The sequence below is a fragment of the Paraburkholderia sp. D1E genome, from assembly GCF_052682275.1.
On sequence record NZ_JBQYMB010000001.1, the window covers coordinates 6,774,948 to 6,787,053 of the forward strand.

Sequence of the window (12,106 nt, forward strand, 5' to 3'; positions counted from 1 at the left end):
GGCTGAGCCTCAGAGGCTGAGCCCATTGTTCTGATCCCAGCGCAAACACGATAAACAAGGACATCACGATGAAAGTGACGGTACTGGTTCCGACTTACCGCCGCCCGGCCGACCTGGCGCGCTGCCTTGCGGCGTTGCAACGGCAGTCGCGCGCGCCGGACGAAGTGGTGGTGGTCGCGCGCGCCGACGACGAAGCGACCCACGCCTGCCTGCGCGATCCCGCCGTGCCGGGTACGTTGCCGCTGTCCGTCGCGCTGGTGGAAGTGCCAGGCCAGGTTGCGGCCCTGAATCGCGGACTGGATGCGGCCAACGGTGACGTCATCGCGATTACCGACGACGATGCCGCGCCGCACGTCGACTGGGTCGGCCGTATTGCCGCCGCGTTCGAGAGCGACGCGCGCCTGGGCGCGCTGGGCGGCCGCGACTGGGTGCATGAAAAAGGCCGCGTGCTGGATGGCGAGCGGCCGCTGGTCGGCAAGGTCACGGCGCACGGCAAGATCATCGGCAATCACCACCTGGGTGTGGGCGGCGCACGCGAGGTCGACATCCTGAAGGGCGCCAACATGAGCTACCGGCGCGAGGCAGTGCGCACGATCCGCTTCGATCTGCGCCTGCGCGGCGCGGGTGCCCAGGTTCACAACGACATGGCCTTCAGCCTGAGTGTGAAAAACGCCGGCTGGAAGCTGATGTACGACCCGCGCGTCGCCGTCGACCATTTTCCGGCCGAACGTTTCGACGACGACCGGCGCGACGCGCAAACCATGACGGCGTTGCGCAATGCCGCCTTCAATTTTCATCTGATCCTGCGCGACCAGTTGCCGCCGCTGCGCCGCGAAACCGCGTGGTGGTGGTGGACGCTGGTCGGCACGCGCGTCTATCCAGGTCTCACGCATGCCGCGCTCGGGCTGGTTTCGAAACAGGCGAGTCTGAGGCTGTCCCGCTGGCGCGCGGTGCGTACCGGCGCGCATGAAGCGCGTCGCGCGCTGTCCCGGACCGCATGATCCCGCGCCCCCGCGTGACCCAATTGTCCTGCACGTTCGTGCATCGGCACGTGCGCCCGCGAGCGTATGCCGATGCTCCTTTCCACCGGCAGAGCGGAGTGTCTGCATGAGTACGAAAGTTCACGTTCACCTGTTTTACGGCGCCGACCCGCGCTTTTACCGGCCAGGCGACGACATCGGCTGTCTGTACGGCTATCACCACGCGCAGTCCGATGCGTTCGCGCTGACCTATTCGGAGGACGCCCGTGAGAGCAAGCCGGTGCGTCTGCTGCGCCGCGCGCTGAAGGCGGCGCTCGGGTTCGATTTCATCCACACGTGGCGCAACCGCGCTGAAATGCTGCGCTCGGACGTGATCTGGACGCATACCGAGCAGGAATGGCTCTCTGCGGCCCTCATTCTGCTGCTGAGCGGCCGCAAGGCGGGGGCGGAGGCAGGACCCTTGCTGCTCGCGCAAAGCGTGTGGTTGCTCGATAAGTGGCCTTCCTACGGGATTTTGCGCAGCTGGCTGTATCGCAAGCTGATGAAGCGCGCCGATCAGCTGACCACGCTCGCCAGCGAAAACGCCGAGTTGTGCCAGCGCTATTTCAACCGCGACGCGAAGCATCTCCACTACGGCCTGAATACACAGGACTTTCCTGTGAAGGCCCCGACCGAGTGGAAGCCGCACACGCCGATCCGTATCGCCGCCATTGGCAACGATCGCGACCGTGACTGGGAGACCCTGATCAAAGCCTTCGGCAACGACCCGCGTTACGCGGTCAAGCTCGCGACACGCCGCCGCATTCCCGCCTCGATGCGCGCGCCGAACGTCGAGATCGCGTTGTTCTCGGGCATCAAAAAACAGCACGAACTCTACGACTGGGCCGACGTGATCGTCGTGCCGCTGCGGCCGAATTCGCACGCCTCGGGCATCACCGTGATGCTGGAAGCAGCGGCGGTCGGCAAGCCGATGGTGGTCACCAACGTCGGCGCGTTGCAGGATTATTTCCCGGCCGGCGAGGCGGCTTATATCCCGCCGTTCAACCCGCAGGCATTGCGTGAGGCGGTGGACCAGCTCGCAGCCTCTCCCGCGGATGCGTTGCACCAGGCGCAGGCGGCGGCCGCCGGTTTGCTGTCACGCGATCTGACCACGCAGAACTATGCGATGCAGCACGTGAAGATTACGCAGGAGATGCTGCGAGCGCGCGCAGCGGCGCGTGGACGCGCGACGGCAGACGCGGCCGACGCCGAGGCGACAACACCGCGTGCCGCACCGGTCTCTGCCACGGCGAATCCGCCGGTGCGGGTCCGTGCGGGCAGCCAGGGGCAAGCTCAACGCCCTGCGCGCGAATCACGCGGAGGCCTTTAAACGATGTCGACGATTACGCGAGCCGGTGGCGACAACGCGGAGCGGACCCTGTCCGGTGCTCGCAAGGAGTGGCTGCCGGAGGCCTTGCTGTGGCTGATCACGGCGATGCTGATCGGCGCGCATCAGGGCACGGTGCTGACGCTCGGATTCCCGGTGCTCGCGATCCTGACGGGCCTCTGGCTCTACTTCAGGAGCCCGGCGCGCTACATCGGTTTCATGTGGTGGCTGTGGTTTCTGAGCCCGGAAGTGCGGCGTCTCGCCGACTGGTCCAAAGGTTCGTTCACGCCGACCAGCCTGATCCAGATCGCGCCGCTCGCGGTGACAATGATTAGCGGGTTTTCCTTGCTCCGCTACTACAAGGTGCTTTCGCAGCGGCGCGGCCTGCCGGTGCTGCTGATTCTGATGGGGCTCGCCTACGCGTTCATGATCGGCGTGATGTCGAGCGGACCGCTCGCCGCCACCTATGACCTCGCGAACTGGCTCTATCCGATCCTGATCGGCTTTCACATCATGGCGCACACGCGCCAGTATCCGAAGTATCGCGACACCATCGTCAATACCTTCATCTGGGGCATGCTGGTGATGGGCGGCTACGGCCTGATCCAGTTCTTCATCATGCCGCCGTGGGACGCGCTATGGATGCTCGGCTCGCAAATGAATTCGCAAGGCGACGCCGTGCCGATGGGCGTACGTGTATTCAGCACGATGAACTCGTCGGGGCCGTTCGCGTTCGCGATGATGGGCGCGATGGTCTACGTGATGGCGGCGACGCACCGCGTGCGCTGGGTCGCGGCAGCGCTGGGCTTCTTTGCGTTCGCACTGAGCCTCGTGCGTTCGACGTGGGGCGGCTGGGTGATTGCGCTCCTGATCCAGCTGGTCAAGTCGAACAACAAGGTGCGCGTGCGGATCGTGGCAAGCGCGGTGCTGCTTGCCGGTCTTTGCGTGCCGCTGCTCACGGTCGGCCCGGTTGCCGAGCGGATGCAGGCGCGCCTGAACACGCTCGTCAACCTGAGCGACGACCAGAGCTATGCCGCGCGTAACGAGTTCTACGCGACCTTCGCGAAGACCGCCTTTACCGACGTCTCCGGCGAAGGTATGGGCGCGACCGGCACCTCGACCAAGCTCTCGAACGACGGCGGTCAGCTCGGCCAGTACGGCAACTTCGACAGCGGCGTGATGAACATCCCGTTCGTGCTCGGCTGGCCCGGCACCTTGCTCTACATGTCCGGCATCGTCTGGCTGGTGGTGCGCGCGGCGCTCGCGTCGTTCAAGCTGCGCAACGACAAATTCGTCTCCGCTTGCCTAAGTCTCAGTCTTGCGACGTTCGCGATGCTGGTGTTCACCAATTCGCTGGTCGGCACTGGCGGCCTGCTGCTTTTCATGAGTGTTTTTTCGATCCTTTCCGCGGTGCACTACGAAAAGATGAACCGCAGACGCACGCTATTTCTCCACGGAGGCACTGATTGAGAGTCGCCATTGTCACGCACGTCGTGCGCCATAACGACGGCCAGGGGCGCGTCAACCACGAAATTGCGCGCGCCGCTCTCGACGAGAACATCGGCGTGACGCTGGTCGCGTCGCATGTCGCGCCTGATCTTCTTGCCCATCCGAATGTTCGCTGGACGCCCATCAAAATCGGCAAATGGTGGCCCACCAATCTGCTGCGCCAGCAGGTGTTCGCATTCAAGAGCGCGATGTGGCTGCGCGCGCATCGTCGCGAATACGACGTGCTGCACGTGAACGGTTTCATTACGTGGATGCCCGCCGACGTCAACACCTCGCACTTCGTGCATAGCGGCTGGCTCGGCAGCAAGTACTACCCGTTCGGGCTGACGAAGGGCGTGTGGTCCGCGTATCAGTCGGTTTATACGCGCTGCAACGCGCTGCTTGAACGCTGGGCTTACCGGCGTTCAAAGGTCATTACGGCCGTATCGCAAAAGGTCGCCGATGAAATTCGCGCGATCGGGTTGACGCCGCATAACCGGGTCGACGTGATTTACAACGGCGTCGATACGCAAGGCTTCGCGGCTGCAACGGGCGACCGCGCGAAATTTGGCCTGCCCGCCGACGCATTCCTGCTGCTGTTCGTGGGCGATCTGCGCACCCCGCGTAAAAACCTCGGCACGGTGCTGCAGGCGCTCAAGCATCTGCCGGAACATGTGCAGATCGCCGTGGCGGGGTTTCTGCCGGGCAGTCCGTATCCGGAAGAAGCGAAGGCGCTCGGCATTGCGCATCGCGTGCATTTTCTCGGCCTGGTCAAGGAAATGCCGGTCCTGATGCATTCGGTCGACGCGTTCGTGTTTCCGTCGCGCTACGAGGCGATGAGTCTGTCATTGCTTGAAGCGATGGCCGCAGGCTTGCCGGTGGTCACGGCGCGCACGGCGGGCGGCGCCGAAATCATCACGCCGGCATGCGGGATCGTACTCGACGATCCGGACGATCCCAAGGCTCTGGCCGGGGCCGTCGCGCGCCTGGCTGACAACGACGACGCGCGTCGCGCGATGGGCGTCGCGGCCAACGAACTCGCGACTGGCTTCGGCTGGGCGCGCATGGCCGCGCAATACATTGCGCTATATCGGCAACTCGCGGGGCAGCAGAGCGACCGCCGGCGCAGCGAAGCGGAAGCCACGGTGGTAGCCAAGACCGACGCGCTGACGCTGAACACGCTGGCCGGGCAGAAGGGCGTGGAATGAATGCGCGCCCTGACAGGGAACAACAGCGGGACCGGACCGCAGACCCGCAGGTGGACCCGTTGGCGAACCGGCTGGTCGAAACATCCCGCAATCCACTACAACTCTCAGAACGCACAGGGGCAACAATCATGACGACGAGTTCAATCAAATCGCTGCAGATCGGGATGCACTGGTTTCCCGAGCGCGCGGGCGGCCTCGACCGTATGTATTACTCGTTGGTCGGCGCGCTGCCGGGCGCGGGCGTCGCGGTGCGCGGCGTGGTGGCCGGCTCAGCAAAAGTGGCGGCGGACACCGGTGGCGCGATCAACGGTTTCGGCTCCGCTGCGCAATCGCTGCCGCTGCGGCTGATGGCGGCACGCCGCGCACTGCGCCAGGAGATCAGCACCTCGCGTCCCGACGTGATTTCGTCGCACTTCGCGCTGTACACGTTCCCGGGTCTCGACGTGACGCGCGGCATTCCGCAGGTTTCGCATTTTCAGGGACCGTGGGCCGACGAGAGTCACGTGGAAGGGGCCGATTCGCTCGGCCAGCGTGCCAAGCGCTATCTGGAGCAATCGGTGTATGCGCGCTCGTCGCGGTTGATCGTGTTGTCCGAGGCGTTCGGCAAGATCCTGACGTCGCGCTATCGCATCGCACCGGACCGCGTGCGGGTGGTGCCGGGCTGCGTGGACGTCGAGCAATTCAATCTGCCGATCACGCCTGCCGAAGCGCGGCTGAAGCTGCAATTGCCGCAAGACCGGCCGATTGTGCTGGCCGTGCGGCGTCTGGTGCGCCGCATGGGCCTCGAGGACCTGATCGATGCGGTGAAGCTGCTCAAACGCACTGAGCCCGATGTGCTGCTGCTGATCGCGGGCAAAGGACGGCTCGAAGGCGAGTTGCAGGCACGGATCACCGAGGCGGGTCTCGAGAACAACGTGAAACTGTTGGGCTTCGTGCCCGATCAGCATCTGGCAGCGTTGTACCGCGCGGCGAATATCAGCGTGGTGCCGACGGTGGCGCTCGAAGGCTTCGGGCTGATTACCGTTGAATCGCTGGCATCGGGCACGCCGGTGCTGGTGACACCGGTGGGTGGTTTGCCGGAAGCGGTGGCAGGCTTGTCGCCGAATCTGGTGCTGGCGCAGACGGGCGCGAAGGCGATTGCGGAAGGCCTGGCAGGCGCGTTGAACGGTTCGCTGAAACTACCGGATTCGGACGCTTGCCGCCGCTATGCACGCGAGAACTTCGACAACTCGGTGATCGCAAAGCGCGTGGCGTCGGTGTATAGCGAGGCGATTGCGGCGGGTGGGGTGCACTGAAGACGTCACGACACAGTAGAAAAAAGGCCTGAATCATAACGATCAGGCCTTTTTTTGCATCAAGTGGCGGCTGCGCAAGCAGCCGTTACTCAGGATCAGAACGTCTCGTGATGCTCATTGCGCCCAAGGTCCGCGTGAACCATCATGTGGCACAGTTGTTCGAGCGTGGTTTCCGGTTTCCAGCCGAGCTTCTCGTGTGCCTTGTCCGCGCAACCGATCAGCAGGTCCACTTCCGCCGGGCGGTAGAACTTCGGATTCACGCGCACCAGCGTCTTGCCGGTGGCGACGTCGATGCCGGTCTCGCGCTCGTCCTTGCCCGACCATTCGATCTGGTAGCCCGCGGCGGCGAACGCCATGCGCACAAAGTCACGTACCGTCTCGGTGCGGCCGGTGGCGAGCACGAAGGTGTCGGGTTCATCGGCTTGCAGCATGCGCCACATGCCTTCCACGTATTCCAGCGCGAAGCCCCAGTCGCGCTTGGCGCTCAGGTTGCCGAGTTCCAGCGCGTCCTGCTTGCCGAGCTTGATCTTGGCGACCGTATCCGTGATCTTGCGCGTCACGAACTCGCGGCCGCGCAGCGGCGATTCGTGGTTGAACAGAATCCCGCTGCTCGCGAAGATACCGTACGACTCGCGATAATTGATGGTCGACCAGTGCGCGAACAGCTTGGCGACGCCGTACGGGCTGCGCGGATAGAAGGGCGTGTCCTCGCGTTGCGGCACCGCCTGCACGAGACCGAACATTTCCGACGTCGAGGCCTGATAAAAACGGGTCTTCGGATTCAGAATGCGGATACCTTCGAGCAGATTCAGCGCGCCGATGCCGGTTACTTCGGCAGTCGTCACGGGCTGGTCGAACGAGACCCCCACGAAGCTCTGCGCGGCCAGGTTGTACAACTCGTCGGCCTGCGCGCCTTCGAGCAGGCGCAGCGTGGAGCCGAGGTCGGTCAGATCGTGTTCGACCAGACGCAGATTCGGATGATCGAGCACGCCGAGCTCACGAATGCGCCAGAAGTTGACCGAACTCGTGCGCCGGTAGGTGCCGGTCACGTGGTAGCCCTTGTCGAGCAGCAGTTTGGTCAGATAGGCGCCGTCCTGTCCGGATACGCCGGTGATGATCGCTTTGCGTGGTTGGCTCATAGCTTGCCTTCGATATTGGTAAAAGAAAAAAGAACGTCAGAGCGTGCCGTCCAGCAGTCGCCGCACCAGCGGAACGACGACCTGAAAATCCTGTTCAGCCTTGAGCCGGTACAAGCCCGGTTTCGGATGCGCGCCATCGGACATCAGCATCTTCCAGTCCGGCAGATTGCTGATGTACGCGAACTGATCGACGAGCGGCACGTGCTGTTCGGCCGCCACGCGGCGTGTCATCGCCACCATCGCGGCAAGCCGCGCGTTGAGGCGGTTGTCCGGCATTGGATTCGACGTCTGCAGAACCGGCTCTTTGCCGAGCGCACGCGCAGTTTTCACGAGCGTGGTTTCGGCCGCGTAAAACTGCTCGGGCGTCTGGTTCTGCATCACTTCGTTGATACCGTAATTGATCAACACGATCTGCGCGGACGAAGCGGCGAGCCGTTCCTGCCACGGCAGACCGGCAGTCGGACCGGCACGGCGGTTGCCGGTGCCGTCGCGCAACTGGGAGGCCATCGTGCCGCCCACGCCATAGTTCGTGACGCGCACCCGTTCGCCGTACCTCGCTTGCAATTCGCTCTGCAGATACGACACGGCGTTTTGCGCCTGCGGGCCGCAGTGGCCGTCGCTGCACGTAATGCCCAGCGTGGTCGAATCGCCATAGGCGTCTACCAGCACCTGCGTGGCGGCCGGACTGCGGGCGTGCGCATCGAATGCCGGCGAAACCAGCACCGACGCAACAACCGACATGCTCGCGGCGAGCCACGCGCGGCGCCTCATGCGCGGCTTTGCGGCGCTTGCGACGCGCCCGTCGGCGCGTTACCGGCCGGCGCAGGGGGTTTGCCTGCCGAGCCGAAGATCAACCGCTTTTCGAACCCGAACCACGTGATGCTGGCGTAGGCGAGGGTGATCGCGAGCGCCAGCGCCGCGGTCAGATAGCGATTCAGATGCAACGGCCACAGCGTGTACAGCACACTCAGGTGAATCAGATAGATCGTGTAGCTGATGGTGCCGATATAGACCAGCACGGGGTTGCACAGCAGCCGTTTGACGATGCCCTTGCTTTGCAAGGCGATGACCACGACGGAAGTACAAAGCACCAATGAAACGCTGTAGAGCCCGGCGTTCGACAACGGCGTATTCGCTGCGCGGAACCGCGGGTAGTGCAGATGCAGCCACGCAAGCACAGCCAGCGCGGCAAAGAAGCCCAGCACGGCGAGGCCTTTGAACGGTTCGAGCGCATTGCGATCGCGCCGCACGGCGACCGCGAGCAGCGCGCCGGCCGCGAGCAGGTCCATGCGGAACGGCGTCAGGTAGTAGATCGGCCAGAACGAATCGAACCAGGGCGTGGCGACCGCGCGCAGCACGGGCACCAGCACGATCAATGCGGCGGCCACGTAGCCGAGCACGCGCTCGGGGAGCAGCAGAATCACGAACGGCCAGAAAATATAGAACTGCTCTTCAACGGCCAGCGACCACAGCACATTCAGGCTGTCGTGACCGCTTTGATTGAGCGCGTCGCCGATATTGGTCGCGAAGAATGCATACCACTGCCAGTGCTGCGCCCAGCCGAAGCCGAACAGAATCGACGACACCACCATCAGCAGCAGATAAGGCGGCAGGATCCGCCGCGCCCGGCGCGCATAGAAATAGCCGAAATACGACTGCTCACGCGCCTTGCGTTCGAGCAGGATGCCGGTAATCAAAAAGCCGCTCAAAACAAAAAACAGATCGACGCCCATCCATAGCGGCGCTTTCAAGGCGTGCTGGGCGAATACCGCGAGCACGGCGATGGCGCGTAGGCCGTCGAGCTGCACGATGCGGCGGGCGTGAGAAGGCGCTGAGGGCAGTGCACTAGCAGTCATGAACCGTCCATGGTGTGAAGCGGATGGGCAGGCGAAGGATCGCGCGCGCTTTCTCAAGTCAGGAACAGGGCTTGAGAAAACAGCGGCGCGCCCGTTTCGCGTCGCAACGGAAGTGCATTCGATTCTAGGGAAAATAAATTGATGAAAAAACGGGAATGAAATGGATAAGTGAATCAGATTGCAACAGGGTGTTTCGTTATCCATTCGGAATTGATTTTTATGCTTGTGTCCTGAAGTTGTCGTAATGCGTAAGAAGTGCAGCCGGCATCAAGCGGGATCGGTAAAGATGAGGGGCCCAGGCGCCGCTAGACGCAAGGAACCACGTCTATTTTCATTTAATCGATTTTTAAATCATTTTCTTTCACAACGCTTAAAGCATCGAATATTTTTGAATTATTTTCGATTTTCGTTGCGGCGTTTTTTACGCGTAATGTGACCGGTGCGGGAATCAGTCTCGTGTTCTTACGTCGCTTCTGCTTCTAGCGGCCTCTGCCGTCACTTCATTGGATTTGTACCCGCGAGAGCCATTTGCCCGATTGCGGCACGGCCCTGACTGGAGGAATAACTTTGGCCCGTTTCACGTTCAAAACCTGGATTGCTGTGCTCGCTTATGCGGCCGGGATGACGGCGGCATCGGTCAGCTTCACGGCATCCGCGGAAACCGTGTTGAACGCGAAAAATTCCTGGATCGGCAATACCTTTGGTTTCGGCGACGGAACGTGGACACAGATCAACATTACCGCGATTGCGGTTGCGCCGGACGGCAAGGTCTACACGAACGCGCCGTGGGATGAAAGTGGCGCCGAAGCGAGTGTCTACCAGAACGGCAAGATGCTCGGCTTCGCGGGGGGCACGCACGGTTGGGGCAATGGCGGTGGCAGCGCGATTGCGGTGAATCGCAAGTACGCCTTCGTCGCGATCTCAGTCGGCAACGAGAAAGGACATCTGGTCGAGCAGGGCGTGTGGCCGGAGAAGGGCAAACAATGGTTCGGTATTTCGCGCCGGCAGATCGCCGATCCGAAGCGCGCCGCGCCGTTCCAGCCGGCCGCGAACAACGCTGACCCGCATGCACAACTGGCCGCCGGTTTCCTGATGATGAACGAAGTGCCGACGGGCACGAGTGCCGAAATCGGCGGCCTGGCGGCGAACGACACCACGCTTTACGCGGCGAACACTGCGCGCGATCGCATCGAAGTCTATGACACGGAATCGATGCAGCAGAAAACCACGTGGAGCGTGCATGAACCGGGCCGCATCGCGCTTGCCCCCGACGGCACGCTCTGGGTGTTGAGCGGCACGCGCAACGACAAGGCGCCCCATGTGGAGCACTACACCGCTGCGGGCAAGCGCATCGACGAAACGTTGACGCTGCCCGCCGATACGGCCGCGGTCGATATTGCTATAGATGCGCAGGGTCGCGTTCTGATCGCCGACAACGGCCCGCGTCAGCAAGTGCTGTTTTTCAGCAAGAGCAACGGCCGTTACACGGAGTCGGGCTCGCTCGGCGAACGCGGCGGCATTTTCAGCGGCGTGCCCGGCAAGCCTGGCCCGCAGCGCTTCAACGGTTTGACCGGCGTGGGCGTGGATGCACGCGGCAACGTCTACGTGTCGACCAACGGCATCGGACCGCGCTACGAACCGATCGGTGCGGGCCTCGGCGCCACGCTCGAAAGCTATGCGCCCGACGGCAAACAGAACTGGCAGGTGCAAGGCCTGTTGTTCGTCGACGGCGCATGGATCGATCCGTCACGTCCGGATAGCGTCTACACCGGCAACAAACGCTTCGAACTCGATCTGTCGAAACCTGCAGGTCAGGACTGGAAATACGCGGGCTTTCTGTCGAACCGCTTCAAGTATCCCGACGACCCGGTCTTTCACACCGACCAATATCCCGGCTTGCCGATTGCCCGCAAGCTCAAGGGCCACACGTTCCTGTACCTGACCGACATGTACGCGGACCACCTGAAGATCTATCGCTTCGACCCGCAGCACGACGGCGAAACAGCGATTCCTTCAGGCTTCATCGCAGGGCGCGAGCGCGCGGTCTCCAGGGTGCCGAATGCACCGCCCGGCGGCGACTGGATCTGGCGCGATGCGAACGGCGACGGCAAGTTCAACACCGACGAATTCACGCTTAACACAAGCGGTACGAAGCTCGCGGGTGGCTGGGGCTGGTGGGTCGATACCGCCGGCGACATCTGGCGCACACGGGATAACAAAGGCATCTATCGCTTCCGCTTCGGCGGTCTGGATGCGAAGGGCAATCCCATCTACTCGTATTCGAACATGACGCAGTACCCGGTGCCGCAACCGTTCACCGAACTGCATCGTGCGATCTACGACCCTGACACCGACACGATGTACGTGACCGGCTATACGCCCGACACACCGGTGGACCGTGGCTTCTGGAAAGAAGTGGGCCGCGTGCTGGTGCGCTACGACAAATGGTCGAGCGGCAATCCGGTGCAGCGCTATTCGATCACGCTGCCGTGGACGACGCAGACCAAACCCATCGCCACGATCATCGGCCTCACGGTTGAAGGGCAATACCTCTTCGGCGTCGAGCCGGTTGGCGCAGTGCACGTGTGGGACAAGGACACGGGCAAGGAGGTCGGGGTGATTCGTCCGGGCCCGGAAGTGGGCCGCGCGTCGGGCTGGGTCGATGTGCCCAATGGCATCAGCGCTGCGAAGCGCAGCAATGGCGAGTACCTGGTGTTCGTCGAAGAAGACGCACGCGGGAAAGTGATGATGTATCGCTGGAAGCCTTGATGACT

The 12,106-nt window shown here is 62.9% G+C and carries 9 protein-coding genes; 6 read left to right on the forward strand and 3 right to left on the reverse strand.

The annotated features are described in order from the left end of the window. Positions 1-68: 68 nt before the first annotated feature. The 5 genes from ACUN0E_RS30550 to ACUN0E_RS30570 all read left to right on the forward strand — a co-directional run bounded on the left by ACUN0E_RS30550 (position 69) and on the right by ACUN0E_RS30570 (position 6,337). Positions 69-1,001 (forward strand): glycosyltransferase family 2 protein, encoded by a 933-nt coding sequence (locus ACUN0E_RS30550; protein WP_408223130.1) that lies wholly within the window; start codon positions 69-71, stop codon positions 999-1,001. Positions 1,002-1,107: 106 nt separating this feature from the next. Further along, positions 1,108-2,349 (forward strand): glycosyltransferase family 4 protein, encoded by a 1,242-nt coding sequence (locus ACUN0E_RS30555; protein ID WP_408388811.1) that lies wholly within the window; start codon positions 1,108-1,110, stop codon positions 2,347-2,349. 3 nt (positions 2,350-2,352) lie between these two features. Beyond that, positions 2,353-3,816 carry a glucose-6-phosphate isomerase gene (locus tag ACUN0E_RS30560; RefSeq protein WP_408223134.1) on the forward strand — a complete coding sequence of 488 codons (1,464 nt, stop codon included), beginning with the start codon at positions 2,353-2,355 and terminating at the stop codon, positions 3,814-3,816. Next, a complete protein-coding gene (locus ACUN0E_RS30565) occupies positions 3,813-5,042 on the forward strand; it encodes a glycosyltransferase family 4 protein (RefSeq protein WP_445568920.1) in 1,230 nt (409 codons plus the stop codon). Before ACUN0E_RS30560 ends, ACUN0E_RS30565 begins: the two co-directional genes overlap by 4 nt. Before the next feature lie 128 nt (positions 5,043-5,170). Further along, positions 5,171-6,337 (forward strand): glycosyltransferase family 4 protein, encoded by a 1,167-nt coding sequence (locus tag ACUN0E_RS30570; RefSeq protein WP_445568921.1) that lies wholly within the window; start codon positions 5,171-5,173, stop codon positions 6,335-6,337. Positions 6,338-6,432: 95 nt separating this feature from the next. On the opposite strand, the gene gmd is transcribed toward ACUN0E_RS30570, so the two are convergent. From gmd to ACUN0E_RS30585, 3 genes are read right to left on the reverse strand one after another with little or no spacing between them, the layout of a single operon-like run. Beyond that, positions 6,433-7,476 carry a GDP-mannose 4,6-dehydratase gene (gene gmd, locus ACUN0E_RS30575; RefSeq protein ID WP_445568922.1) on the reverse strand — a complete coding sequence of 348 codons (1,044 nt, stop codon included), beginning with the start codon at positions 7,474-7,476 and terminating at the stop codon, positions 6,433-6,435. A gap of 36 nt (positions 7,477-7,512) precedes the next feature. After that, positions 7,513-8,247 carry an SGNH/GDSL hydrolase family protein gene (locus ACUN0E_RS30580; RefSeq protein WP_445568923.1) on the reverse strand — a complete coding sequence of 245 codons (735 nt, stop codon included), beginning with the start codon at positions 8,245-8,247 and terminating at the stop codon, positions 7,513-7,515. After that, positions 8,244-9,332 carry an acyltransferase family protein gene (locus ACUN0E_RS30585; protein ID WP_445568924.1) on the reverse strand — a complete coding sequence of 363 codons (1,089 nt, stop codon included), beginning with the start codon at positions 9,330-9,332 and terminating at the stop codon, positions 8,244-8,246. Before ACUN0E_RS30585 ends, ACUN0E_RS30580 begins: the two co-directional genes overlap by 4 nt. A 567-nt stretch (positions 9,333-9,899) precedes the next feature. On the opposite strand from ACUN0E_RS30585, the gene ACUN0E_RS30590 reads away from it, so the two are divergent. Beyond that, positions 9,900-12,101, forward strand: a complete 2,202-nt coding sequence (locus ACUN0E_RS30590; protein WP_445568925.1) for a hypothetical protein — start codon at positions 9,900-9,902, stop codon at positions 12,099-12,101. The last annotated feature ends 5 nt before the right edge of the window (positions 12,102-12,106 follow it).